Here is a 24,774-nt window from a genome sequence, read left to right as displayed (position 1 = left end):
CCGGCTATACCCGATTGTCCCACGTGGACACACCTGAGGGAGGACGTCCGTGCGGCGGATCATCAACCCCTTCGACCAGAGCGTGATCGCCGAGGTGGAGGAGGGGACGACGGCTGACGCGCTGGCTGCCATCGCGGCGGCGCGGCGCGCGTTCGACGACGGCTCGTGGACGTCCACGAGCCCCGAGCACCGAGCCGCGATCCTGAACCGCGTCGCGGACCTCCTGGAGCGCGACAAGGAGGACATCGCGCGCACGGAGACGCTCGACACCGGCAAGACGATCGTCGAGAGCCGGATCGACGTCGACGACGTGGTCGCGGTGTTCCGCTACTACGGCGGGCTCGCCGCGTTGCTGCACCCGAAGATCGTGCCGGGCGCGGGCCCGGACGTGCTCAGCCGCGTCGACTACGAACCGGTCGGCGTGTGCGGGCTGATCGCGCCGTGGAACTACCCGCTGCTGCAGATGTCGTGGAAGGTCGCGCCCGCGCTGCTGGCGGGCAACACGATCGTCGCGAAGCCGAGCGAGATCACGCCGCTCACCACCATCAAGCTGTTCGAGCTGCTGACCGAGGCGGGCGTGCCCGACGGGGTCGCGAACCTCGTGCTGGGCACCGGCCCCGAGGTGGGCGCGCCGCTGTCCGAGCACCGCGACGTCGACCTGGTGTCGTTCACCGGCAGCCTCGCCACCGGCCAGCGGATCATGGTGTCGGCCGCGACGACGGTGAAGAAGGTCGCGCTGGAGCTGGGCGGCAAGAACCCGAACATCGTGTTCGCCGACGCGGACGTCGAAACCGCCGTCGACTACGCGCTCACCGCGGCGTTCTTCCACGCGGGACAGGTGTGCTCCGCGGGCACGCGGCTCATCGTGCACGAGGACATCCACGACGCTTTCGTCGCCGAGGTCGCCCGCCGCACGGATCTGGTGAAGCTGGGCAACGGCTTCGACGACGACACCGAGAGCGGCCCGCTGGTGTCCGCCGAGCACCTGGCGAAAGTCGAGGGCTACGTCGAGATCGGCCTGCGCGAGGGCGCGCGACTGGTCGCGGGCGGCAAGCGTCCCGACGAGCCGGAGCTCGCGAACGGTTTCTTCTTCCGCCCCACGGTGTTCGCGGACTGCACGCGGGACATGAAGCTGGTGCAGGACGAGACGTTCGGCCCGATCATCACGGTGGAGAAGTTCGCCACCGAGGACGAGGCCGTGTTCCTGGGCAACGACACCGACTACGGCCTCGCCGGTGGCGTGTGGAGCCAGGACCTGGACAAGGCGCAGCGCGTCGCCAAGCGCTTGCGGCACGGGACGGTGTGGGTCAACGACTTCGGTCCGTACCTGCCGCAGGCCGAGTGGGGCGGGTTCAAGCGCTCCGGCATCGGCCGCGAGCTGGGCACGTCCGGTCTGCACGAGTACTGCGAGCCCAAGCACGTCTACCAGAACTTGAAGCCGAGCGCGCAGAACTGGTTCGCACGAAGGGACACGTGATGAGTGAAGCCGTGTACGACTACGTCATCGTGGGAGGCGGCACGGCCGGTTCTGTGCTCGCGGCGAGACTGTCCGAGGACCCGGACGTCTCGGTCGCGGTGATCGAGGGCGGCCCGTCCGACCTCGGTGACGAGCGGGTGCTCGACCTGCGCAACTGGATCAACCTGCTGGGCAGCGAGCTGGACTACGACTACCCGACGGTGGAGCAGCCGCGCGGCAACTCGCACATCCGCCACTCCCGCGCTCGCGTGCTCGGCGGTTGCTCGTCGCACAACACGCTGATCAGCTTCGTCCCGTTCCCGCAGGACTTCGACGAGTGGGGCGCGGGTTGGGACTGGGACACCATCGGCCCGTACTACGACCGGGTGCAGCTGAACATCATCCCGGTGGCCGAGAAGGACAGGAACCCGATCGCGCTGGACTTCGTGACGTCGGCGAAGCAGGCGCTGGACGTGTCCGAAGTGGACGATTTCAACGCGAAGCCGTTCGAAGACGGCGTCGGGTTCTTCTCCATCGCCTACCACCCGGAGAACGACAACCGCCGTTCGTCCGCGTCGACGGCGTACATCCACCCGAACCTGGACCGCCCGAACCTCACGCTGCTGCTGGAGACGTGGGTGTCGCGCATCGTGGTCTCCAACGGCCGCGCGACGGGTGTGGTGACCGACAAGGGTGTGGTCTCGGCTCGCAAGGAGGTCCTGCTCTGCGCGGGCGCGATCGACACGCCCCGGTTGATGATGCTGTCCGGCATCGGCAACGCGTCCGAACTCTCCGCGCTGGGCATCGCGCCGGTGCACGACCTGCCGGGCGTGGGTGAGAACCTGCTCGACCACCCGGAGTCGGTGATCGTGTGGGAGACCAACGGTCCATTGCCGCCGAACTCGGTGATGGACTCCGACGCCGGCCTGTTCATCCGCCGCGACGAGAGCGACCCGCGGCCGGACCTGATGTTCCACTTCTACCAGATCCCGTTCACCACCAACACCGAACGCCTCGGCTACCCGACAGTCGAGCACGGTGTCTGCATGACGCCGAACATCCCGCGCCCGCACAGCAAGGGCCGGATGTGGCTGCGCAGCTCGGATCCCGCCGAGAAGCCCGCGCTGGACTTCGGCTACTTCACCAACCCGGACGGCTACGACGAGCAGACCCTGGTCGACGGTTTCCGCATCGCGCGGCAGGTCGCCGAGCAGGAGCCGCTGCGGTCGTGGCTGAAGCGCGAGATCGCACCCGGCCCGGCCGTGACGACCGACGAGGACCTGTCCGAGTACGGCCGCCGCGCCGCGCACACCGTCTACCACCCGGCGGGCACGTGCGCGATCGGCTCGGTCGTCGACAGCGACCTGAAGGTCATCGGCGTCGAAGGGCTTCGCGTCGCCGACGCGTCCGTGTTCCCGACCATGCCCACGGTGAACCCGATGGTCACCGTCCTCATGATCGGAGAACGAGCCGCGGATCTGATCAAGGGGGTGGTCTGACATGACCGCCACCGCGTCCGCGGAGGACCGCCTCGCCGATCTCGGCTACACGTCCGAGTTCAAGCGGGACATGAGTCCCTGGGCCAACTTCTCGCTCGGCTTCACCTACCTGTCGCCCGTCGTCAGCACGTACACCCTGTTCGGCACGGCGCTCGCGCTCGGCGGCCCGCCGATGATCTGGAGCTTCGTCGTCGCGGGCGTCGGCCAGTTCCTGGTCGCGCTGGTGTTCGGCGAACTCGTCGCGCAGTACCCGGTGGCGGGCGGCGTCTACCCGTGGGCGCGCCGCCTGTGGGGCAAGCGCTGGGCGTGGATGACCGGCTGGGTCTACCTGATGGCGCTGCTGGTGACGATCGCGTCGGTCAGCTACGGCGCCGGGCCCTATCTGGCGACCTTGCTGGGCTACACCGCGACGGTGAACAACACGGTGCTGTGCGCGATCGCGGTCGTCGTCGTGTCGACCCTGATCAACTACTTGGGCACGCGCGTGCTGTCGTGGGCCGCGATCTTCGGCTTCGCCGCCGAGATCATCGGCGCGCTGGCCGTCGGCATCTGGCTGCTGGTCGACAACCGCGTGCACAACATCGGCGTCATCTTCGACAGCTTCGGCGCCGCGGGCAGCGGTTCGTACCTGCCGGCGTTCTTCGCGGCGGGCATCATCGGCCTCTACCAGTACTACGGCTTCGAGGCGTGCGGTGACACGGCCGAGGAGGTCGAGGACCCCGGCCGCGTCATCCCGAAGGCCATGCGCCGCACCATCTACATCGGCGGCGCGGCGGCCACGTTCGCCTGCCTCTCGCTGCTGCTGGCGGTGCCCGACTTCGGCCGCGTCATCTCCGGCGAGGACACCGACCCGGTGACCGGTGTGCTGACCAACGCGTTCGGCACGGTCGGCTACAAGGTCGTGATCGGCGTCGTGCTGATCTCGTTCCTGTCCTGCACGATGTCGCTCCAGGCCGCCGCGTCGCGCCTGACCTACTCGTACGCGCGCGACAAGATGCTGTTCGGGCACAAGGCGTTGTCCCGCTTCTCGCCGAAGCGGCACATCCCGCCGTACTCGCTGCTGCTGGCGGGCGTGGTGCCGGTGCTGATCGTGTTCGCGTCCAAGCTGTCGACCGACGCGCTGAACAAGATCGTGTCGTTCGCGACGCTCGGCATCTACCTCGGGTTCCAGATGGTCGTGTTCGCGGCGCTGCGGGCCCGGCTGAAGGGCTGGGTGCCGTCGGGCGAGTTCACGCTGGGCCGCTGGGGCCTGCTGGTCAACGTGCTCGCGTTCGCCTACGGCGTGGCCGCGATGGTCAACATGTGCTGGCCGCGCACTCCGGACGCGGCCTGGTACGACAACTACGTCGTGCTGCTCTCCGGCGCGCTCGTGGTGGTCGTCGGCGGTGTCTACATGGCGATCGCTCGCCCCTTCGGGAACAGCGACGCCGCCGCGGGAGACGCTGTGCCGCAACCAAGTGAGATCACCAAGTGAGACGGTTCCACACGATGGAGTGATCAAAAAGACGTAGTTTCAAGATCATCCACTAGCGTCTGCGCCATGCGCGTCACGTCCACTTCGGACACCCAAGTGCAGGGCTACCGCTTCATGGTCGAGCGGATCGAGAGCGCACTGATCCAGCGCGATCCGCTGGTGCGAACAGAGGTGCTGGCCAGGCACCGCCGCGCGACGTTCGCCGGTCTGCTGGTCGCGATCGTCGGCCTGACGGCGGGCCTGGTCATCGGCCTGGCCCGCCCGGCGGCGTCGTTGCCGGGCGTGGGCATCGTGATCAGCAAGCAGACGGGCGCGGTGTACCTGGTCGCGGACGGCGAGCTGACACCGACGTTCAACCTGGCGTCGGCGCGGCTTCTGCTGGCGCGCAAGGAGTTGGAGGGCGCGCACCCGCGGCCGCGGACCCAGCAGGCGGCACAGCCGACGGTCGTGGACGAGTCGGCGTTCCGCAAGACGAGCCTGAAGACGGGGCGCCGCACGGGGATTCCGGACGCCCCGGAGCTGCTGCCCACCGAGGAGCAGCGGCTCGACGCGGCGGACGGCGCCTGGGGCGTGTGCGAGGCGGAGGGCCGCACGACCGTCCTCGCCGGACTCGACGTGCGCAGGCCGGAGCTGGGCATCCCGCTCGGGGACGACGAGGTGCTGCTCGTGCGCGGGCCGGACGAGCTGGACCAGCTGATCTACCGGCAGGACGGCAAGGTCGTGCGGGCGCGCATCGGCAAGGGCGGCCGGATGCTGCGCACCGCGTGGAACCTCAACGGCGTCAAGCCGAAGCGGGTCGGCAGCGCGCTGCTGAACATGCTGCCCGAGGTGCCCGAGCTGGCCGTGCCGCAGGCGAGCGAGGTGTTCCGCACCGAGGAGATCAACGGCCGCAAGCGCTACTGGGTCGTCGCGGAGGGCGCCACGCACCGGGTCACCGAGGCCGTGGCGACGCTGATCTGGCAGCGCAACGCGGACACGCTGCCGCCGAAGTCACCGGGCACGACCACGGACTCACTGGGCGTCTGGCGGCAGACGACGCACTACCCGGACATGCCACCGCGCCCGGTCGCCGACGAGGACAAGGTCTGCGTCGAGTGGACGAAGACCGGCACGAACCTGTTCACCGGCACCGCACCCGCGCTGGGCATCACGATCAACGCCACCGGCCCCACCGGCGAGAAGGTCGACGACTTCGTCATGCCGGCCGGCCGCGCGGCGGTCGTGCGCAGCGGGCGGGTCGGCCCGATCGTGCTCGTCACCGACCACGGCATCACCTACGGCATCCCGAACGTGCCGACGGCCCAGGTGCTCGGCATCGCTGAGCCCGACGACCGGCTGAAGCCGAACCGGATCCCCGAGGCCCCCGAAGCGCTCGTCCGGCTGCTGCCGAGCGGGCCGCAGCTCGACATCAGCAAAGCCGTCTGCACCTACGACAACATCAGCCCCGAACCTCCAGCGGACGCGGCGCCGGTCGCTCTGCCCGTGGGCGCTCGCGGAACGGCCAGCCCTCCCCGAGCAACGACGCGACGCGGACGAGCCGCCGCACCACGATGCTGACCGGCGGCCAGCGGTCTCAACCCAGGACCCTCAACAACCGCAAGGCGAGCTGCACCTCCAGCAGCCGCTCAGGAGACTGCCAGTCCTCCCCGAGCAACGACGCGACCCGGTCGAGTCGCTGCACCACGGTGTTGACGTGCACGTGCAGCGAGTCCTTGGCACGCGTGAGGTTCGTACCGCTGGCGAAGTACACCTGCAGCGTGTGCACGAGCTCCGTCCCGCGCCGCACGTCGTAGTCGAGCAGCGGCCCCAGCACCGACCGCACGTACCCGGTCACGTCGGCCCGGTCGCCGAGCAGCACGCCGACGAAGCCGAGGTCGGTCATCACCGCGCCGCTCTTCTCCCTGCCCAGCACCAGCAACGCGCGCAGGCAGCGCCGGGCCTCGTCGAACGCCGTCGCCACCGCGCCCGGCCCGAGCACCGGGCCAGCTCCGCCGACGGTCGCGCCGAGCGCCGCGGCGGCCGTGTCCACGACGGCGGTCGCCGAGGTGCCCGGCACGACCAGCACCACATCGGTCCCCCACACGCCGGCCAGCCCGCGGTGCGCGGACGCGAAGTGCGTTGCGGCGGCGAGTGATCCGTCGGTCACCAGGACGACGTGCTCGTCGGTCAGCTCGACCCCGATGCGGCGGGCGCGGGCGATCAGACCGAGCGGGTCGCGCGCGTGCAGGATGTCGGTGATCAGCTCGCCGCGCACCTTGTTCTCGGCCTCGGCGACGGTGCGGCGCAACAACAACAGCAGTGCGGTCACGACGCTCGCCCGTTCGAACAGCCTCCGGTCGGCGTCGTCGAGGTCCGGCCGCGCGAGGGTCAGCGTGCCCAGCAGCTCGCGCCCGGCGAGCACCGCGCACACCCACGAGCCGTCGTACGGCACCGCGCGCCCGGTCGTGCGCGACCTCAGCACGGCCGCGTTGGGCGGCGCGCCCTCCGGCATGCCGACGCGCGCGAGCTCGACGCCTTCCTCGTCGTGCACGGCGATCCCGCCGCCGAGCAGCTCGGCCGCCGCCGCCGCGACGGACGACGCGTCGCCGCCGCGCAGCACCAGGTCGGTGAGCCGGTCGTGCGCCTCCTCGGCCCGGCGCATGGCCAGGTTGTGCGAGCGGATCGTCTCGAACAGCGACGCGGTGTCGATCGCGATGGCGGCGTGGTCGGCGAGCGATGACAGCAGCGCGACTTCCTCGGGCGGGAACTCGCGGGTCGTCCGGTCCGCCGCGTACAGCACGCCGATGACCCGCTCGCCCAGCTTCAGCGGCACGCCGAGGATCGCGACCAGCCCCTCCTCGCGCACCGACGAGTCGATGGGGTTGGTGTGCTTGAACCGCGCGTCGGCGAAGTAGTCGGACGTGGCGTAGGGCTGGGCGGTCTGCGCAACCAGACCACCCAGCCCCTCCCCCAGCCCGAGCCGGACCCGTTGGAACAGCGAGGAGATCGACCCGTCCGTCATCCGCATGTAGGTGCCGTCGGGGTCGTTCATCGTCAGGTACGCGACGTCCGCGTTCAGCAGCGAACGGGCCCGGCGCACGATCGAGTGCAGCACCGCCTCCGGGTCCCGCATCCCGGCCAGCTCGGATGCGGTCTCGAACAGCGCCGCCAACTCGGCCTCACGTCGCCGCGTCATCCCGACATGCTGACACGTTCCTCTCGTTCGAGGTCAGTCCCGCGGGTCTCCCGGGAGGCCAGCACGGCGATCGTCGTCAGCACCGACATGCCCGCGACGTACAGCGACACCGGTGTCGTGCTGCCGTACTCCTTCAGCAACCAGGTCGCGATCAACGGCGCCAGCGCACCCGCCACGATCGACGCGAGCTGGTAGCCGACGGACGCGCCCGAGTACCGGACCCTCGTCCCGAACAGCTCGGAGAAGAACGCGGCCTGCGGCCCGTACATCGCGCCGTGCAGCACGAGCCCGACCGTGGCCGCGAGCGTGATGAGCGCGAAGTTCTTGGTGTCCAGCAGGATGAAGAACACGAACGTCCAGAGTCCGGTGCCGACCGCGCCGAACAGGTAGACCGTGCGGCGGCCGAGCCGGTCGGACAGCGCGCCCCAGCTGGGGATCGCCACCAGGTGCACGGCGGAGGCGATCAGCACGGCGTTGAGCCCGACCGAACGCGAGAGCCCCAGCGTGGTCGTGATGTACACCAGGATGAACGCGGTGATCACGTAGTAGGTGACGTTCTCCGCCAGCCGAGCGCCCATCGCGATCAACAGCTCACGCCGGTGGTGGCGCAGGACGTCGATGATCGGCGCCTTCTCGGTGCCGCGCTTCTCCGCGAGCGCCTTCTCCTGCGCGGCCAGGAAGATCGGCGACTCGGCGATGGACAGCCTGATCCACAGCCCGATGCCGACGAGCACGCCGGACAGCAGGAACGGGATGCGCCAGCCCCAGGACAGGAACGCCTCGTCGGTCTGCACCGCGGCGAGGATCGCGAGCACCGCGGTGGCCAGCAGGTTCCCCATGGGCACACCGGCCTGCGGCCACGACGCCCAGAACCCGCGCCTGCTCGCGTCACCGTGCTCGGACACGATGAGCACCGCGCCGCCCCACTCGCCGCCGAGCGCGAAACCCTGCACGAGACGCAGGAACGTCAGCAGCAGCGGTGCGCCGACGCCGATCGTCGCGTACGTCGGCAGCAGGCCCATCGCGAACGTCGCGACACCCATGAGCAGCAGGCTCAGCACGAGCAGCTTCTTGCGGCCGAGCCGGTCGCCGAAGTGCCCGAACACCAGTCCGCCGAGCGGGCGGGCGAGGAAGCCGATCGCGTACGTCGTGAACGCGAGCAGCGTGCCGTTCAAGGGGTCCGCGGTGGGGAAGAACAGCTTGTTGAACACCAGTGCGGCGGCCGAGCCGTAGAGGAAGAAGTCGTACCACTCGACGGTCGTGCCAATCATTGATGCGCCGACGATCTTCTTGATCGATGCCATCGACTCCTCCTCGGCAGTTGCAGGGTTACTGGGCGGTCCAGCCGCCGTCGATCGAGAGCGACGTGCCGGTCACGAAACCGGCGTCGCACAGCCAGAGCACGGCGGACGCGACCTCGGCCGGCTCGATGAGCCGCTTGATCGCGGTCCGCTGCAGGAAGATCTCGCCGACCACGTCCTCCTCCGCGAGGCCGTGCAGGCGCGCCTGGGACGCCACCTGGTTCTCCACCAGCGGGGTGCGCACGTAGCCGGGCGCGACGCAGTTGGACGTCACGCCGTGCGGCGCGCCCTCCAGCGCGGCGACCTTGCTGAAGCCCTCGATCGCGTGCTTCGCCGCGGTGTAGGCGGACTTGTAGGCGCTGGCGCGCAGGCCGTGCACGCTCGAGATGTGGATCAGGCGGCCCCAGCCGCGCTCGTACATGTGCGGCAGGCAGTGCCTGGTCAGCACGAACGCGGCGGTCACCATGACCTGCTGCATCCGGAAGAAGACCTCGGGCGGGAACTCGTGGATCGGTGCCACGTGCTGCATGCCCGCGTTGTTGACCAGGATGTCGACCTCGGACGGCAGGTCCGCGACCGTGAACGCGGCCAGGTCGGCGACGTGCGCCGTACCGCCGATCTCGTGCGCGACCTGCCGGGCCGCGTCCCCGTTGAGATCGACGACGTGCACCTTGGCGCCCGCCGCGGCGAGCGCGCGGGCGGTGGCCAGCCCGATGCCGCTGGCGGCTCCGGTGACCAGCGCGGTGTGACCTGTGACACTCGTCATGGTGTCAACGCTAGGAGAAGCGACACAGCGTGGACATGTGTCGCGCCCACACACCCCGCCCTGACCACATGTGTTTAGCCGACAGTTAGCCGACAGACACAGTTGTGGGTGATTAACCAGAGATCGAGAGGGGTAATGAGGAGTACGCTCCGTCACCTGAACGGGGGAAGATCTTCAGAGGGGGAGTTACCCGATGTCACTGACGCCGATATACGACGACCTCCTGCGCGAGCTCGAAGAGATCGCACAGGAGGCCGGTGTCGCCTCCGCGGACGCCGCAGCGGCGCCCGCGTCCGACTAGTTACTTCGCTACCAGCAGCTCCGCGGGCACGGGCTGGTCCTTGGCGATGGCGTCGAACAACGCGGACGCCTTCTCCTTGTCCCACTGGACGACCGAGCCGACACCGGGGAGCGTCGGGGTGCCGCCGACGGGCACGGTGCCGTTGACGGCGTCGCTCATGTTGAGGCCCATCGACACCAGGTGGTGCAGGTGGTCGTCCTGGCCGACGGACACCGAGTCGGTGGCCGCGAACATCAGCGGCACGCCCCGGAACGGGTTGAGCAGCGTGGCCGGGCTCTTGACCTTCTCGGACAGCGCGCCGAGGAACTTGCGCTGGTTCTGCACGCGCTGCAGGTCGGCCGTCGCGAACGCGCGGGTCCGGACGAAGCCGAGCGCCTGCGCACCGTCGAGCTCCTGGCAGCCCGCGGGCAGGTCGATGCCGGCGAGCGGGTCCTTGATGGGCTCGTCGAGGCACATGTCGACGCCGCCGACGGCGTCCACGATGCCCGCGAACCCGCCGAAGCCGATCTCCATGTAGTGGTCGACGCGCACGCCGGTCGCGCCCTCGACGGTCTGCACGAGCAGCTGCGGCCCGCCGAACGCGAACGCCGCGTTGATCTTGTTGCGGCCGTTGCCCGGAATCGACACCAGCGAGTCGCGCGGGATGCTCAGCAGCGTCGGCTTCGCGTCACCGTTGTCCGGCACGTGCATCATCATGATGGTGTCCGTGCGGCGCCCTGCGGCGTCACCGGTGGCCAGCGCGTCCTTCTGCTCCTGCGTCAGGTCGTCGCGCGCGTCCGAACCCACCAGCAACCACGTCGTGCCGGGGGTGTCGGCCGGACGGCCCTCGTACTCGGTGAGCGCGTCGATTCTGCGCAGCGAGGAGTCGACGTAGAGCCACATCGCGCCCGCGCCCACGAGCAACACCAGCAGCAGCACCAGGATCACACGGCCCGGCCTGCGCTTCTTGCGTCGCGCGGGCGGCATCGGGCGCCGCTGTTGTTGCTGGTAACCGTGGTGGTACCCAGCGCTCATATCTCGCCAACCCCGATCTCGATCGTCATCTTCGACTTGCACCTACAGACGTGGTGACGGCCTGGAGGTTGCGAACCTACCTGTCGAGTAGGACGAGCGTGCGGTGGAGGCGGTTCAGTTCCCGCTCCGGGTCATCGGTCAGTCCGGTGTGCGTCGGAGAGGTCTGGATCGTGGTGCTGCGCGGTGCCGTCAACCAGCGAAAACGCTGTCCCAGCGTGGTCTTCGATACCGGCCCGGCCTCGGTGCTCCCGGCACACGCGAATGTGAGCTGGCTCAAGCTCGATTCGAGCAATTCCACGTCGAAAGCCGGGTCGAGCGCGAGCAGTCGATCACCGTCCACATGGGTCCTGGCACACAGGTAGTCCAGGCTCGGGCAGTAGACGATGACGCCGACGTTCATGAACTCGCCGCGCTCCTGACGCGGCACGGCACGCAGCAGCGCGTACTCAAACACGTGCGACACGCACGGCCTCCACAGCCTCGACCCACTCGCGGTGCGCAAGACGATAGGCGAAGAACTCCGCGTACCGGGCACGGACCTCCACCGGCTCGCCGTCCGGCGCCAGCCACTCGTCCGGGATCAGCGCGAGCACCTCGGTGATCAGCTCCGGCGTGATGGCGGCGGCCAGCTCAGCGTCCACTTCGGACAGCTTCGCGGCGTTGGGCAGCATGGTGTGGTCGGCGGCGTCGAAGCGGAAGTCCTTGGTGGCCGGACGGTCCGGGCTCCACGAGTGGTGGAAGTACAACGCGGCGCCGTGGTCGATGAGCCACGGTTCGCGGTGCCACAGCAGCATGTTCGGGTTGCGCCAGCTGCGGTCGACGTTGAGCGTCAACGCGTCCAGCCACAGCGTCTTCGTGGCGAGCTCGGTGCCGGGGTCGCGCACGATCGGGTTGAAGTCGAAGCTGCCGGGCAGGTAGTCGATGCCGAGGTTGAGCCCGCCGCTGGCCCGGATCAGCTCCTGGACCTCCTGGTCGGGTTCGGACCTGGCCAGCTCGGGGTCGAGCTCGACGAGGACGATCTCCGGAACGCGGAAGCCGAGGCGGCGGGCCAGCTCGCCGACGATGATCTCGGCGACGAGCGCCTTCACGCCCTGGCCCGCACCGCGGAACTTCAGCACGTACATGCCGAGGTCGTCGGCCTCGATGAGTCCGGGCAACGACCCGCCCTCGCGGAACGGCGTCACGTACCTCGTGGCCGTGATCCTGCGCAGTCCTGTCACGCCCGCATGATCACACGCCCAGGCCCGCCGAGCCGACCCAATTCCGCCCGGCTCAGACGAAGGCCGCCGCGTAGCCGGTGAGGATCGTGCCCCAGCCGCCCTCGCCGCCGACACCGCCGCGCACCTGGTCCGGCTTGTGCGCGTGACGTTCGAAGTTGCGGTGCACCAGCTCGACGCGCGTGCGGTCCGGCGTCTCGGCGACGAACCTCACCTCGACCTCGCTGGCGTGCGCGGGATCGGGGTCGTACTCCCAGTCGCCGTTGAGGTGCCACGACAGCACGATGCGGCCGTGCGGCTCCCACGCCAGCACGGCACCCCAGTCGCACTCGGTGCCGTCGGTGCCGACCTCGTACCAGCGGCCGCCGGTGACCGGCTCGACCACGACGTCCGCGAGCTCCGTCGCGCCGATGTGGTGTTCGAGCGGCCACCAGGACAGCCACTTGCCGGTGAACACGTCGAACGCGCGCTCCTGCGTGGCGTTCACGGTCACCGACCGGTGCACCTCGGTGCTCAACGTCTCCGTCACTGCTCCTCCTCGACCACTCGGGCGAAGTTGGCCAGCGCCCGTCCCCACAGCTCGTCCATGTAGTCCCGGACGGCGCGCACGCCGACCGGGTCGACGCTGTAGAGGCGCCTGGTGCCGACCGCTCGGTCGCGCACCAGGCGGGCCTCCTTGAGGACTTTCAGGTGCTGGGACACCGCCGGCCTGCTCACCGGGAGCTCGTCCGCCAGCTGGCCGACCGCGAGCGGGCCCGACGCGAGCCGTTCGAAGATCAGCCTGCGGGTCGGGTCGCCGAGCGCGGCGAGCGCCGTTTGGTAAGGCTCCACGAACGGTAAGTGTGAACTTACGGAGCCGCCGCCGTCAAGGCCTGCCAGTAGCCCTGCTGCCCCGCCTTGTTCGGGTGGTAGGAGTGGGACGTCGGGCTGACGAGGCCGTTGATCCACGGGCTGGCCGAACAGACGCCGTGGCCGGAGAACTTCGCGCGGACGTCGACGTAGGTGGCACCCGCGTTGGCCGCGGCCTTGGCGGTGGCGTCGTTCAGCACGTCCGCGGCGGCGTTGACGGCGGTGCGCTTGGCCGGGCTCAGCGCGCGGCAGTCGGTGCTCGGCTCGAACAGCCTCGGGTAGCCGACGACGACCAGCCGGGCGTTCGGCGCCAGCTGCTTGATCTTCGCGTAGGTCGCGTCGAGCGCCTTCGGGAGCTCCGCGTGGATGTAGGTCTCGGCGCGCTTGACGCGCTTGACGCACGACTTGTCACCGCTGAGCGTGCAGGTGGTCATGACGTCGACGAAGCCGAGGTCGTTGCCGCCGGCGGTGACCGTGACGAGCGTCGTGGCCGGGGTGAGGCTATTCGACTGGGTGCCGACGACGTCGGCCGTCGTGGCTCCGGTGCAGGCGGCGAAGGTGAACGAGGGGAAGCCCTTGGCGTAGAGCGCAGGGTAGGCGTTGTCACTGCGGCGGCACGGGCCCTTGGTCCCGCCCGCGCCCACCCCGGACGCGTACGAGTCGCCCAGTGCCACGTACTCCGGTGCGACCGAGGTGGGAACGAGCAGTGTGCCCACTAGAACTGCGGCGGCGAAGAGTGTCATACCGCCGGAGTACCACTGTGGACAGTGGGGTTGAAGGGGGTTAACCCAGACGTGTGGGCGTCACGCAGACCGGGATCTGGGTCTTCAGCGGCGTGCCCGCCGCCTTCAACTTGCCGGTCGCGCTGTCGACGGCGAACGACGTCACCAGGTTGGAGTTCTGGTTGGCGGCGAACAGGAATCGCCCGGTCGGGTCCAGCGTGATGTGCCGGGGGTACTTGCCTCCGACCGGGGTCGTCTCGACGAGCTTGAGCGTCGCACCGTCGACCGAGAAGACCGCGACGCTGTCGTGACCGCGGTTGGAGAGGTACACGAACCGGCCATCCGGTGAGACGAACACCTCGGCCGGGTAGTTGCGCACCGGCGAGGACGGCGCGGTCTTGAGCACCTGGCCGGGCGTCAGCTTCCCGTTGTCGTACGCGCAGACGACGATCGTCGAGTCGAGCTCGTTGGCGACGTACGCGACCTTGCCGTTGGGGTGGAACGCGATGTGCCGCGGTCCGGCGCCCGGCTTGAGCTTCGCGGTGTTGACCGGCGTCAGCTTGCCTTCCGGACTCAGCGTGTACGTGAAGACCGCGTCGGCGCCGAGGTCGACGGCCGCGATGAACTTGCCCTGCGGGTCGAAGACGACCTGGTGCGCGTGCGGGGTCTTCTGCCGGTCCGGATCGGGGCCGGATCCCTTGTGCTTCACCAGGTGCGTGCGCGCGCCGAGCCCGCCGTCCGGCCGGATCGGGAGGACGGTGACGCTGCCGCTGGAGTAGTCCGCGGTGACCAGGAACTTGCCGGAAGGGTCGATCGCGAGGTGACACGGGTCCGCGCCGCCGGTCGGCTGCTTGTTGATCACCTTGCCGGTGGCGGCGTTGATCGCGGTGACGGCGCCGTCGGAAGTCTCGTTGACGGCGTAGAGGAACCTGCCGTCGCGCGACTCCTCGACCCAGGACGGGTTGGTCACCCCCTTGATCACGCCGGTGGTCGTGAGCTGGCCGGTGGCCGAGTCGTACGCACCGATGCCGATACCCTGGGCTCCGCCGCTCCACGTCGTGTAGGCGCCGAAGTACACCTTTCTGGTGGCCTTGCCAGGCGCCGCAGTCTCCTGGGCTTCGGCGATCTCTCCGGTCATCAACAGCCCCGCTCCGACACCCACGGCTCCCAGGAAACGTCGCCGGTCCACAACCACGTCCGCACCTCCGCTGCACTCGTCGGCGGCGGTGCCCACACTGGCCTAGACCACTACGGTCGGGCAAGAGGCGCAACGAAGATTGCGTCTAGCGCAACGGGTCGGCGTCCACGAGGCGGGCTTTCTCCGCGTCGCGGTCGTAGGCCGCGGGCGGGTACTGCGGGTCGAGGTCGCGCAGGGTCTCCAGCACGAGCCTGCCGACCGCCCAGTTGCGGTACCACTTGCGGTCGGACGGGACGACGTACCAGGGCGTCGCGGAGCAGTTCTTCAGCGCCGCGAGGTAGGCGGCCTGGTACTGCGAGAACTTGGCGCGCACGTCGATGTCGTGCGGGTTGTACTTCCACAGCTTCGTCGGGTCGTCGAGCCGGGCGAGCAGCCGTTCCTTCTGCACCTCCGGCGAGATGTGCAGGAAGCACTTCACGACCGCGACGCCCTGGTCCGCGAGCTCCTTCTCGAACGCGTTGATCTCGCGGTACCGGGTGCGGACCTCGGCGGCGGTGAGCAGGCCCTCGACCTTGGGCACGAGGACGTCCTCGTAGTGCGACCGGTCGAACACGCCGAGCTGGCCCGCGGTCGGCAGGACCTTGCGGACGCGCCACAGGAAGTGGTGCCTGCGTTCGGTCGGCGTGGGTTTCTTGAACGACGCGATGTGCACGCCCTGCGGGTTCACCAGCCCGACGACGTGGCGGATCGTGCCGCCCTTGCCGGAGGTGTCCATGCCCTGCAGCACGAGCAGCACCGCGCGGGTGTGCTCGGCGTAGAGCCGTTCCTGCAGGTCGTCGAGCTCCGCACCGGTCTCGGCGAGACTGTCGGCGGCCTCTTTCTTGGTCTTGGGACCGATCGGCCTGTCCGCCGCGTCGGGCAGGTCAGCGGTGAACCGAAGCGCTTCACGAACCGACTTCTTCGCCATCAGCGGAGAGTAGCGATACACCGTCGAGTCCGCCTGTTGCGCAACGGATCGCCACGGATCAGTGAATTTGTGCAACAAACATAGGCAACATGCAATGTCCGACGGATGAAATCATCCGTCCGGGGCCTTAGCCTTGTTGCATGACCGCCATCGCCGAGCACAACACCACCACAAGTGCTGAGTACGTCGCTCTCGACGAGGAGTGGAGCACCCACAACTACCACCCGCTGCCGGTGGTCATCGCGGAGGGCGAGGGTGCCTGGGTCACCGACGTCGAGGGTCGCCGTTACCTGGACTTCCTGTCCGGGTACTCGTCGCTGAACTTCGGCCACCGCCACCCCGAGCTGATCGCCGCGACCGTCGACCAGCTGAACAAGGTGACGCTGACGTCCCGCGCGTTCCACCACGACCAGTTCGGCCTGTTCTGCCGTGAGCTGGCGACGCTGACCGGTACCGAGATGGTGCTCGCGATGAACTCCGGCGCGGAGGCCGTCGAGTCCGCGATCAAGGTCGCACGCAAGTGGGCGTACCAGGTGAAGGGCGTGCCGTCGGGCACCGCCGAGATCGTCGTCGCGGGCTCGAACTTCCACGGCCGCACCACGACGATCGTGTCGTTCTCGACCGACGAGACCGCGCGCCAGGACTTCGGCCCGTTCACGCCGGGCTTCCGGGTCGTGAAGTACGGCAACCTGGACGAGATCGCGTCGGCGATCACCCCGAACACCGCGGCCGTCCTGATCGAGCCCATCCAGGGCGAAGCTGGTGTCGTGGTTCCGCCCGCCGGCTACCTCGCGGGCATCCGCCGCCTGTGCGACGAGCACAACGTCCTGATGATCTGCGACGAGATCCAGTCCGGTCTCGCCCGCACCGGTGAGCTGTTCGCGCTCGACCACGAGGGCGTGCGCGCCGACCTGTACACGCTGGGCAAGGCGCTGGGCGGCGGCATCATGCCGGTGTCCGCGGTCGTCGGCAGCCGCGCGGTGCTGGGCGTGCTGCGCCCCGGCGAGCACGGCTCGACGTTCGGCGGCAACCCGCTGGCGTGCGCCATCGGCCGCGCGGTCGTCCGCCTGCTGGCGACCGGCGAGTACCAGGAGCGCTCCCGCGAGCTGGGCGGCTACCTGCACACCCGGCTCGGCTCGCTCGTCGGCCGCGGCGTCGCCGAGGTCCGCGGTCGCGGCCTGTGGGCCGGTGTCGAGATCGCGCCGGGCGGCCCGGTCGGCCGGGTCGCGTCCGAGGCGCTGGCCGCGCGGGGCGTGCTGTGCAAGGAGACGCAGGCGACCACGCTGCGCGTCGCTCCCCCGCTGGTGATCACGCGTGACGAGATCGACATGGGCGTCGAGGCGATTGCGGCCGTACTCGGCCGTTGACGCCGCTGACTGTCAGACCTGCTGCGTAGGCTCGGATTCGGGGGGTCTCAAGCGCCCCCAAGGGGGCTCGGCGCCCCACTCCAAGCGTATCGCGAGGCACCGACAGTTCCGGCGGATGCGGGCCGCCCAGGCTCGCATTCAGGCAGATGCGGTCCGGCCGGACTCGCAGTCAGACCGATGCGGGTCCGGCCGGGCCCGCATCCAGGCGGATACAAGGTCCGGCCAAGCCCGCGTCCAGACGGATGCGGGTCCGGCCGGGCTCGCATCCAGACGGATACAGGTCCGGCCAAGCCCGCGTCCAGACGGATGCGGGTCCGGCCGGGCGCATGCAGGCGAATACAAAGGTCCAGCCAGCTCGCATCCAGACGGTGCAGGCCCCGCCACGCTCGCATCCAGACGGGTGCGGGTCCGGCGAAGCCCGTATCCAGGCGGATGTGGGTGCGCCAGACTCGAATTCAGGCGGATACGGGTCCGACCGGGCTCGCAGACGCCGCAATGTCAGACCTGCCGACTACGTTCGGATTCGGGGGCCCCACAACCCCCCAAGGGGGGCGCGAGGTCCCCACTCCAAGCGTATCGCGGCACACCGACAGTTTCGGGAGTTGCCGAACAGGCAACTCTCGGGTGCAGAACGCGGAACACGCCGGGCGCACGAGCACAACCCAAGCCAGGCGGTTCCGGGCAAACGTCGCGAACTGCCCCTCGCGACGGCGTGTTGTGGCCTCCGCGCTAGGTCACAAATGTGCCGGACGGGCTTCACGGCCCGTCCGGCACAGGCAGAATCATCCGCATGGGTGAACGCAAGCGAGCGCAGGCCGCCGCCGCGCTGGGCACGTGGACCGAGCCCGACGAGGTCCTCGCACGGGGTCGTGCCCTGCGCGACGAGGTGAGCTTCGCGGCGCACCGCGAGACGCACCTGGCACGTGACCGGCCCAGCGTGCTCGAGTTCATGAACATCAGCAACGAGGGCAGGCTCGAGCACCTGGTCCCGTTGCGCATCGGCCGCATGCTGGCGAACCCGTTCGCGTTCTTCCGCGGCAGCGCGGGACTCATGGCAGGCGACCTCGCCGCCGGTGTGTCGAGTGGACTCGAGGCGCAGCTGTGCGGCGACGCGCACGCGGCGAACTTCGGGCTGTACGGCACGCCCGAGGGCCAGATCGTCATGGACATCAACGACTTCGACGAGACGCTGCCCGGCCCGTGGGAGTGGGACCTCAAGCGGCTCGTCACGTCGCTCGTGCTCGCCGGGCGCACCGGTGACGTCTCGGAGAAGGGCTGCCGCGAAGCCGCCGAGGACGCGGTGAGCGCGTACCGCAGCGCGATCCGGCACCTCGCGGAGATCCCGTTCATGGACGCGTGGACCGCGCTCGGCGACGAGTCCGTGCTGTCCAAGGTCAAGGCCGACGACCTGCTCAAGGACTTCAGCAAGGCCGCGGAGAAGTCGCGCAAGAACACCAGCGCGCGCTTCGCCGCCAAGTGGACGGCGCACGACGGCGAGCAGTGGCGGTTCATCACGAACCCGCCCACGTTCACGACCGTCACCGACGAGACCAGGGACGCCGTCGTCGGCTCGCTGCCGTCCTACGTGGACACGCTGCGCGAGTCGCGCCGCAACCTGATCATGCGCTACGGCGTGTCGGACGTGGCGTTCCGCGTCGTCGGCACCGGCAGCGTCGGCCTGCGCAACTACCTGATCCTGTTGCACGGCAACGGCAACGAGGCACTGGTGCTGCAGGCCAAGGAGGCGCGGCACTCGGCGCTGGAGCCGTTCCTCGCCGCCGAGCCCGCGAAGCACGAGGGCAAGCGCATCGTGCACGGCGCGCGGCTCGTGCAGGCCGAGACGGACATCCTGCTCGGCTGGACGACGATCGAGGACCGCCCGTACATCGTGCGGCAGTTCCGCAACCGCAAGGGCGAGATCGACGCGACCACGCTCAAGCGCGACGACCTCGACGACTACGGCCGCCTCGCGGGCGCACTGCTGGCGCGGGCGCACAGCCGGTCGGTCGACCCGCGGCTGCTGGCCGGGTACTTCCAGGGCACCGGCGGCGACGACCTCGACGAGGCGTTCGCCCGGTACGCGTTCGACTACGCCGACCAGACCGAGGCCGACCACGCCGAGCTGGTCGACCTCGTCAAGAACGGGACGCTGCCCGCGCTGATCGAGTGATCGCCGCGGCGGTCACGAGGTACAGCACGACCGCGTTCAGCAGGTGCCACAGGAAGTGCGTGCCGGCAGGCCACTGCGCGCACAGCGGCTCGTCGACCGTGCGCAGCGTGAGCGACACGGCAAACACGACCGCGGCGGCGGCGAACCACGCGCGGTAGCCGTCCGCCAGCCCGGTCAGCACGATCATCACCAGCAACGCGGGCAGGTAGATGGCCGGGCCGACGCGCACGAGCAGTCCGATCGCGAACGCGAAACCGACGAACACCGGTGCCGCGAGCCACGCGAGCGACCAGCGCACGCCGTGGAACCAGTGCGCGTAACCGACGACGTAGTAGAGGACGAACACGGCGATGAACCCGGTGTCGAGCCAGCCGGTGAACTCGGTCGCCATGGTGTGGAACGACAGGCTCGCCAGACCCACCAGCGCGAGCAGCACCGGCAGCACCCGCACGCTCGGCGGCGCGTGCCTGCGCGCCAGCAGCACCGCGGCCACCAGGAACGCGATGTTGGTGAACGCGTTCAGCGGCTCACCCCACAGTCCGGGAGCGAGCCGCTCGCAGTAGTTGTCGACCTGCACGCGCCAGTTCTAGCCCACGCAGGTGAACTACTGCTGGACGATCGTCAGCGTGATGGTGGAGTCGATCGTCTTGATCCCGCCGGCGAGGCACTCGGCCACGTTCGGCGTCGCGCCCGCCGCGACCTCGACGACGGCGGCACCGGCGAACTTGCCGGACGTGAACGTGCCCCGTTTGGTCGTGACGAGCTGGCCCGCCGGGCGCTCGACCGTCGCCTCGTAGGTGAACGTGCTGGTCTCGCCGATGTTCCAGGTGAAGTCGGCGGTGCCGGGGTTCGCCTCGCCCACCGACAGGCAGGACGCGTTCTTCGTCACCTGATGCACCTGCGTGGCCGACGTGACGCCGCCGTTGCCCGCGCACGGCGCGTAGGTCGCGTGCAGCAGGATCGCCTGCTCCTGGGGCTCGAGCGTGAGACCGGGCGAGTACTTCGCGCTCTTCGCGCCCACGCACTCCAGCGCCACGGGGTCGGCGAACGCCACGGGCGTGGCGAACGCGGTGAGCAGAAGCGCTCCAGAGAGAGCGACAGACAGTTTCGGCATGGGTGCTCCGCAACCTCGCGTAGTTGATCCACTACGGAGGTTGACGGAGCACGACACCGGGCGTCACTACGGCAGCAGGGTGATCAACCGTTGCTTTGGATGTCTCAACGGGCGCGGCGAACGCGCGACTCGTCCCACACCGGCTCGTCCACCTCCGACACCACGCCGTCCGAGCGGAACAGCAGGAAGCGGTCGAACGAGCGCGCGAACCAGCGATCGTGCGTCACCGCGACGACCGTGCCCTCGAACTCGTCCAGCGCGCGTTGCAGCGCCTCCGCCGACGCCAGGTCGAGGTTGTCCGTCGGCTCGTCCAGCAGCAGCAACGTGTCGCCGGACAGCTCCAGCAGCAGCACCTGGAACCTGGCCTGCTGGCCGCCGGACAGGTTCTCGAACCGCTGGTCGCCGGACGCGCCGAGCCCGTACCGCGAGAGCACGCTCATCGCCGCGCCGCGATCACGCCCCGAGCGGTTGTCGGCGCCGTGCCAGAGGATGTCGACGAGGGTGCGCCCGATCCACTCGGGGTGCTGGTGCGTCTGCGCGAACAACCCCGGCACGACGCGCGCCCCGAGGCGGCACTTCCCCGTGTGCGCGACGGGATCACCGCCGAGCAGCCGCAGGAAGTGGCTCTTGCCGGAGCCGTTGGAGCCGAGCACGGCCACCCGGTCGCCGAAGAAGATCTCCGTGTCGAACGGCTTCATCAGTCCGGTCAGCTCGAGGTGCTCGCACGTGATCGCGCGGACACCGGTGCGGCCGCCGCGCAGCCGGGGCGTCACCTTCTCGTCCGACGGCAGCTCGGGCGGTGGTCCCGCCTCCTCGTAGCGCTCCAGCCGTCCGCACATGACGCGATACTTCGCCGCCATGACCTCGGAGACCTTCGCCTGCTGCTGCAACGTGCGCACGAGGTCCTTGAGCCGCTGGTGCTCCTCCTCCCAGCGGCGGTGCTGCTCGGCGAGCCGGTCGATGCGGGCCTCGCGCGCGGCGTGCCACGTGCCGAACGAGCCGTGGTGCGTCCACGCGCTGTGCGCCTCGACGGTGACGACGTGCGTCGCCGCGGTGGCCAGCAGCTCCCGGTCGTGACTGACGAGCAGCACGGCCTTGTCCGTCCCCTTGAGACGGTCCTCCAGCCAGCGCTTGCCCGGCACGTCGAGGTAGTTGTCCGGCTCGTCGAGCAGCAGCACCTGCTCGTGGCCGCGCAGCAACGACTCCAGCACCAGCCGCTTCTGCTCGCCGCCGGACAGCGTGCGCACCTCGCGGAACCGGGCGCGCTCGAACGGGATGCCGAGCGCCGCGACGGTCACCGTGTCCCACAGGACCTCGGCGTCGTAGCCGCCGGCCTCGCCCCAGGCGACGAGCGCCTCGGCGTACCGCATCTGGGTGGGCTCGTCGTCGGTCTCCATCATCGCGAGCTCGACGGCGTCCAGCTCGCGCGCGGCGTTGCGCAGCCGCGCCGGAGCGACGGTGAGCAGGAGGTCGCGGACGGTCGACTCGTCGCGCACCGAGCCGACGAACTGGGGCATCACGCCCATGCCGCCCTGCACCTGCGTGCTGCCCTCCCTCGGGGTCAGCTCACCCGAGAGCAACCGCAGCAGCGTCGACTTGCCGACGCCGTTCGCGCCGACGAGCGCGACCACCGTCCCGCCGCCGACTTTGAACGACACATCGCGAAACAACTCACGTCCGTCGGGAAGCCGGTACGCGAGGCCGTTCGCCTCCAAGAAGCCCACAACGGGACATCGTTGCGGGTTCGCGACGGCAACGCCTAACGAATTCGCAGCGGATGACGTTGCAGCACGGCGGCCGCACCAGCTACCAGCAGGCACAACAGGCCGATTCCCGGCGCTCCGATCGCGAGCAGCAACGCGCCCAGCGCGCCGAACACGAGCATCACTATGTGGTGCATCCACGGGTTGCGCACGGGGCCGGCCGTGAACGCGCGGACCAGGTCAGGTTCTTCAAGGGACAACCGCTGCTCGATCTCGTCCAGCGAGCGGCGTTCGGCATCGCTCAGCATCGGGCGCCTTTCTCGGGGGAAGTTCTCATTCCGAATACCCACGGCGAACGCACGGCACACTGTCTTCTTGTGACTGGGGAATCCGCGAAACGGCTCGCGTTGCGGCTCAACGCGCGCCAGTTCACCGCCTACTCCGGCCGTCCGCCGAGTCGCCCGGAGTGGACCGCCGCCAGAGTCGCGCTCGTCGCCGCGTCGGCCGTGCTGGTGCTGCTGCTCGGCGTCGTGCTGGCAAGCGGACTGCGCCTCGTGGCGCGGGACTTCCCCTCGCTGTGGATCGTTCCCGGCACCCTCCTCGTCGCGTTCGCCTGGACGTTGCGCCCGCGGATCGGCCGGATGGAGACCGACTGGGCGGTCGTGAACCGCCCGGACGCGCCTGCCCTGTTCGAGTTGATCGACCGGGTCGCACGCGCTTCGGGCGCGCCGGTACCTCACCACGTCGCACTGGACTACGAGTTCAACGCGGCTGCAGGAGTGTTCGGCCTGCGGCGTCGCCGCAGGTTGTGCCTGGGTTTGCCGCTGTGGGGAATCCTCTCGCCGCAGCAGCGGGTGGCCTTGCTGGCCCACGAGTTCGCGCATTTCGTGAACGCGGACCCGGCGCGGAGCCTGCTCACGCAGCCCGCGTTGTCCACGCCGGGTGTGCTCGCCGACCTGGTGAAGCCGAGCAGCCCGCTGACCGGGTTGAGCGAGACAACATCGCGCTCGAGATCGTCGAGTCGCTGCTGCGACCGTTGCAGCGGCTGGCCCAGCAGGCCTGCCTGTGGACGCAGGCCGGGCTGCTGGCGATCGCGTCGCGCGACCACCAGCGGGCCGAGTACTGCGCGGACGCACTCGCCGCCCGGCTGGCGGGGACCGCTGGAACCGTCGCGCTCATGGACGACCTGGTGGCGTCGTTCCACCTCAGCGGTGCGGTGGAAGCTGCGGAGCGGCGGACCAGGGCCGCCGGACGCGCTCATCCGGGTGTGGTCGAGTGGCGCGCCGCAGCGGTCGAGTGCCGGACCCGGCTCGACCTCGCCGAGCTGCGCAAGCAGTCCGTCGTCGCGGAAGCGTCCATGTGGACGCACCACCCGCCGTCAGGGCTGCGGGCGCGGATCGTCGAGTCGTGGCCGCACCAGGAGCCGTCGCTGGTGCTGTCGGCCGAGGACTCGGAGCGCATCGACGCCGAGCTGCACCGCTGGTACGCGAAGGCCGGCCGCGACCTGGCCTGGTCGTGACCTGGCTTCGGTCGTGACCTAGCTCGGTCGTGACAGTGCGACCAGGCGGGACACCGCGCGCAGGTACTTCTTGCGGTAACCGCCGCGCAGCATCTCCTCGCTGAACAGGTCGGACAGCGGCCGGCCGGACACGGCGACCGGGACGTCCCGGTCGTACAGCCGGTCGCCGAACGCCACGAGCCGCAGCGCGACGGCCTGGTCGGGCGCCGCCTTCACGTCGCGCAGGTGCACGGCCGTCACACCGTCGACGAGCCTGCCGTAGCGCGACGGGTGGATGCGGGCGAGCGCCGCGCACAGCTCGTCGAAGTCGTCGAGCGTGGCGCCCGGCATGCTCTCGGCGCGGGTGGTCAGCTCGCCGTCGGACATCGGCGGCGGCGCGTCGGGCAGGCCGCGGTGCCGGTAGTCGGGGCCGTCGACGCGCACGACGTCGAACTTCGCGGACACCGTCTGGATCTCGCGCAGGAAGTCCGCCGCCGCGAACCGGCCCTCACCGAGCTTGTCCGGCAGCGTGTTGGACGTCGCCGCGACGAACACGCCGGCCGCCGTCAGCTCCTTGAGCAGTCGCGTGACGAGCATCGTGTCGCCGGGGTCGTCGAGCTCGAACTCGTCGATCGCCAGCAGCCGGTGCTCGCTCAGCCGCTTGACGGCCTCGACGAAACCCAGCACACCGACGAGGTTCGTGACCTCGACGAACGTGCCGTACGCCTTGGGGCCGGGCACCGAGTGCCAGATCGACGCGAGCAGGTGCGTCTTGCCGACGCCGAACCCGCCGTCGAGGTACAGGCCGGGCTTGCCCTCGTCCTCCGACCGGCCGAACAGCGACCAGCGCTTCTTCCGCGCGCCCACCCGTTCGACGAACGCCTGGCACGCCTTGACGGCGGCGGCCTGGCTCGGCTCGTCCGGGTTGGGGATGTAGCTGTCGAAGCTGACGTCGTCGAACCGAGGTGGCGGGACCATCGCGTCGACCAGTTCGTCTGCCCCGACCTGGGGGTCGCGGTCGGACAAGCGCATGCGGGCAGCCT

At 69.7% G+C, this 24,774-nt stretch carries 23 protein-coding genes and 1 pseudogene; 8 read left to right on the top strand and 16 right to left on the bottom strand.

What is annotated here, in order from left to right:
* Positions 1-49 precede the first annotated feature (49 nt).
* The 4 genes from FKR81_RS29800 (at position 50) to eccB (ending at position 5,986) form a co-directional block, all read left to right on the top strand.
* Complete coding sequence (locus tag FKR81_RS29800) at positions 50-1,477, top strand: aldehyde dehydrogenase family protein (protein ID WP_146356849.1); 1,428 nt, start codon at positions 50-52, stop codon at positions 1,475-1,477.
* Entirely contained in the window at positions 1,477-2,955 is a 1,479-nt protein-coding gene (locus FKR81_RS29795; RefSeq protein ID WP_186763241.1) for a GMC family oxidoreductase, read from the top strand. The genes FKR81_RS29800 and FKR81_RS29795 overlap by 1 nt, the downstream gene beginning before the upstream one ends.
* 1 nt (position 2,956) lies before the next feature.
* Entirely contained in the window at positions 2,957-4,429 is a 1,473-nt protein-coding gene (locus tag FKR81_RS29790; protein ID WP_146356845.1) for an APC family permease, read from the top strand.
* 66 nt (positions 4,430-4,495) lie between these two features.
* Complete coding sequence (gene eccB / locus FKR81_RS29785) at positions 4,496-5,986, top strand: type VII secretion protein EccB (RefSeq protein WP_146356843.1); 1,491 nt, start codon at positions 4,496-4,498, stop codon at positions 5,984-5,986.
* A 16-nt stretch (positions 5,987-6,002) separates the two neighbouring features.
* On the opposite strand, the gene FKR81_RS29780 is transcribed toward eccB, so the two are convergent.
* The 11 genes from FKR81_RS29780 to FKR81_RS29730 form a co-directional block, all read right to left on the bottom strand.
* Positions 6,003-7,604: a helix-turn-helix domain-containing protein gene (locus FKR81_RS29780; RefSeq protein WP_146356841.1), complete on the bottom strand. Its 1,602-nt coding sequence runs from the start codon at positions 7,602-7,604 to the stop codon at positions 6,003-6,005.
* On the bottom strand, positions 7,601-8,908 hold the full coding sequence (locus FKR81_RS29775; RefSeq protein ID WP_146356839.1) for an MFS transporter: 1,308 nt from the start codon (positions 8,906-8,908) through the stop codon (positions 7,601-7,603). Before FKR81_RS29775 ends, FKR81_RS29780 begins: the two co-directional genes overlap by 4 nt.
* A gap of 25 nt (positions 8,909-8,933) precedes the next feature.
* Positions 8,934-9,671, bottom strand: coding sequence for a 3-hydroxybutyrate dehydrogenase (locus tag FKR81_RS29770; protein WP_146356837.1), 738 nt, complete (start codon positions 9,669-9,671; stop codon positions 8,934-8,936).
* Positions 9,672-9,972: 301 nt separating this feature from the next.
* The gene (locus FKR81_RS29765) at positions 9,973-10,986 is read right to left on the bottom strand and encodes an LCP family protein (protein WP_146356835.1); all 1,014 of its coding nucleotides are present in this window, start codon (positions 10,984-10,986) and stop codon (positions 9,973-9,975) included.
* 76 nt (positions 10,987-11,062) lie between these two features.
* A complete protein-coding gene (locus FKR81_RS29760; protein ID WP_146356833.1) occupies positions 11,063-11,449 on the bottom strand; it encodes a DUF3037 domain-containing protein in 387 nt (128 codons plus the stop codon).
* Complete coding sequence (locus FKR81_RS29755) at positions 11,433-12,206, bottom strand: HipA family kinase (RefSeq protein WP_222598440.1); 774 nt, start codon at positions 12,204-12,206, stop codon at positions 11,433-11,435. Before FKR81_RS29755 ends, FKR81_RS29760 begins: the two co-directional genes overlap by 17 nt.
* 52 nt (positions 12,207-12,258) lie before the next feature.
* Positions 12,259-12,732 (bottom strand): SRPBCC family protein, encoded by a 474-nt coding sequence (locus tag FKR81_RS29750; protein ID WP_235921843.1) that lies wholly within the window; start codon positions 12,730-12,732, stop codon positions 12,259-12,261.
* A complete protein-coding gene (locus FKR81_RS29745) occupies positions 12,729-13,034 on the bottom strand; it encodes an ArsR/SmtB family transcription factor (protein ID WP_146356831.1) in 306 nt (101 codons plus the stop codon). Before FKR81_RS29745 ends, FKR81_RS29750 begins: the two co-directional genes overlap by 4 nt.
* A gap of 17 nt (positions 13,035-13,051) precedes the next feature.
* Entirely contained in the window at positions 13,052-13,795 is a 744-nt protein-coding gene (locus FKR81_RS29740; protein WP_146356829.1) for an SGNH/GDSL hydrolase family protein, read from the bottom strand.
* A gap of 40 nt (positions 13,796-13,835) precedes the next feature.
* Positions 13,836-14,912 carry a lactonase family protein gene (locus FKR81_RS29735; protein ID WP_235921842.1) on the bottom strand — a complete coding sequence of 359 codons (1,077 nt, stop codon included), beginning with the start codon at positions 14,910-14,912 and terminating at the stop codon, positions 13,836-13,838.
* Between the two features lie 145 nt (positions 14,913-15,057).
* Positions 15,058-15,879 carry a PPK2 family polyphosphate kinase gene (locus FKR81_RS29730; protein ID WP_146356827.1) on the bottom strand — a complete coding sequence of 274 codons (822 nt, stop codon included), beginning with the start codon at positions 15,877-15,879 and terminating at the stop codon, positions 15,058-15,060.
* Between the two features lie 140 nt (positions 15,880-16,019).
* Between FKR81_RS29730 and rocD the strand changes: the two genes are divergently transcribed.
* Positions 16,020-17,246, top strand: a complete 1,227-nt coding sequence (gene rocD, locus FKR81_RS29725; protein WP_146356825.1) for an ornithine--oxo-acid transaminase — start codon at positions 16,020-16,022, stop codon at positions 17,244-17,246.
* Between the two features lie 790 nt (positions 17,247-18,036).
* Positions 18,037-19,416 (top strand): DUF2252 domain-containing protein, encoded by a 1,380-nt coding sequence (locus tag FKR81_RS29720; protein ID WP_146356823.1) that lies wholly within the window; start codon positions 18,037-18,039, stop codon positions 19,414-19,416.
* On the opposite strand, the gene FKR81_RS29715 is transcribed toward FKR81_RS29720, so the two are convergent.
* The 4 genes from FKR81_RS29715 to FKR81_RS43800 all read right to left on the bottom strand — a co-directional run bounded on the left by FKR81_RS29715 (position 19,382) and on the right by FKR81_RS43800 (position 22,541).
* Positions 19,382-19,993 carry a hypothetical protein gene (locus FKR81_RS29715; RefSeq protein WP_146356822.1) on the bottom strand — a complete coding sequence of 204 codons (612 nt, stop codon included), beginning with the start codon at positions 19,991-19,993 and terminating at the stop codon, positions 19,382-19,384. The two genes, FKR81_RS29720 and FKR81_RS29715, sit on opposite strands and share 35 nt — an antisense overlap.
* A 27-nt stretch (positions 19,994-20,020) precedes the next feature.
* Entirely contained in the window at positions 20,021-20,530 is a 510-nt protein-coding gene (locus FKR81_RS29710) for a hypothetical protein (RefSeq protein WP_146356820.1), read from the bottom strand.
* Between the two features lie 104 nt (positions 20,531-20,634).
* The gene (locus FKR81_RS29705) at positions 20,635-22,254 is read right to left on the bottom strand and encodes an ABC-F family ATP-binding cassette domain-containing protein (RefSeq protein WP_146356818.1); all 1,620 of its coding nucleotides are present in this window, start codon (positions 22,252-22,254) and stop codon (positions 20,635-20,637) included.
* Between the two features lie 35 nt (positions 22,255-22,289).
* Positions 22,290-22,541, bottom strand: a complete 252-nt coding sequence (locus tag FKR81_RS43800) for a DUF3040 domain-containing protein (protein ID WP_186763240.1) — start codon at positions 22,539-22,541, stop codon at positions 22,290-22,292.
* 333 nt (positions 22,542-22,874) lie between these two features.
* Here FKR81_RS43800 and FKR81_RS46055 point away from each other — a divergent pair.
* Positions 22,875-23,159 (top strand): annotated as a pseudogene (locus FKR81_RS46055) (M48 family metallopeptidase); the annotation flags it as partial.
* Between the two features lie 110 nt (positions 23,160-23,269).
* Positions 23,270-23,752 carry a hypothetical protein gene (locus tag FKR81_RS45255; RefSeq protein WP_146356814.1) on the top strand — a complete coding sequence of 161 codons (483 nt, stop codon included), beginning with the start codon at positions 23,270-23,272 and terminating at the stop codon, positions 23,750-23,752.
* Positions 23,753-23,770: 18 nt separating this feature from the next.
* Here the strand turns inward: FKR81_RS45255 and zapE are convergent, their stop codons facing one another.
* Positions 23,771-24,763 (bottom strand): cell division protein ZapE, encoded by a 993-nt coding sequence (gene zapE, locus FKR81_RS29690; RefSeq protein WP_146356812.1) that lies wholly within the window; start codon positions 24,761-24,763, stop codon positions 23,771-23,773.
* Between the last annotated feature and the right edge of the window lie 11 nt (positions 24,764-24,774).

The organism is Lentzea tibetensis, assembly GCF_007845675.1.
Taxonomy (GTDB): Bacteria; Actinomycetota; Actinomycetes; order Mycobacteriales; family Pseudonocardiaceae; genus Lentzea; species Lentzea tibetensis.
This window is presented reverse-complemented; position numbering and strand designations above follow the sequence as displayed.

Coding starts and splice junctions, on each gene's coding strand:
- FKR81_RS29795 (WP_186763241.1), top strand. CDS start 1,477: ATGAGTGAAGCCGTGTACGACTACGTCATCGTGGGAGGCGGCACGGCC.
- FKR81_RS29790 (WP_146356845.1), top strand. CDS start 2,957: ATGACCGCCACCGCGTCCGCGGAGGACCGCCTCGCCGATCTCGGCTAC.
- eccB (WP_146356843.1), top strand. CDS start 4,496: ATGCGCGTCACGTCCACTTCGGACACCCAAGTGCAGGGCTACCGCTTC.
- FKR81_RS29780 (WP_146356841.1), bottom strand. CDS start 7,604: ATGACGCGGCGACGTGAGGCCGAGTTGGCGGCGCTGTTCGAGACCGCA.
- FKR81_RS29775 (WP_146356839.1), bottom strand. CDS start 8,908: ATGGCATCGATCAAGAAGATCGTCGGCGCATCAATGATTGGCACGACC.
- FKR81_RS29770 (WP_146356837.1), bottom strand. CDS start 9,671: ATGACGAGTGTCACAGGTCACACCGCGCTGGTCACCGGAGCCGCCAGC.
- FKR81_RS29765 (WP_146356835.1), bottom strand. CDS start 10,986: ATGAGCGCTGGGTACCACCACGGTTACCAGCAACAACAGCGGCGCCCG.
- FKR81_RS29740 (WP_146356829.1), bottom strand. CDS start 13,795: ATGACACTCTTCGCCGCCGCAGTTCTAGTGGGCACACTGCTCGTTCCC.
- FKR81_RS29735 (WP_235921842.1), bottom strand. CDS start 14,912: ATGACCGGAGAGATCGCCGAAGCCCAGGAGACTGCGGCGCCTGGCAAG.
- FKR81_RS29730 (WP_146356827.1), bottom strand. CDS start 15,879: ATGGCGAAGAAGTCGGTTCGTGAAGCGCTTCGGTTCACCGCTGACCTG.
- rocD (WP_146356825.1), top strand. CDS start 16,020: ATGACCGCCATCGCCGAGCACAACACCACCACAAGTGCTGAGTACGTC.
- FKR81_RS29720 (WP_146356823.1), top strand. CDS start 18,037: ATGGGTGAACGCAAGCGAGCGCAGGCCGCCGCCGCGCTGGGCACGTGG.
- FKR81_RS29710 (WP_146356820.1), bottom strand. CDS start 20,530: ATGCCGAAACTGTCTGTCGCTCTCTCTGGAGCGCTTCTGCTCACCGCG.
- FKR81_RS43800 (WP_186763240.1), bottom strand. CDS start 22,541: ATGCTGAGCGATGCCGAACGCCGCTCGCTGGACGAGATCGAGCAGCGG.
- zapE (WP_146356812.1), bottom strand. CDS start 24,763: ATGCGCTTGTCCGACCGCGACCCCCAGGTCGGGGCAGACGAACTGGTC.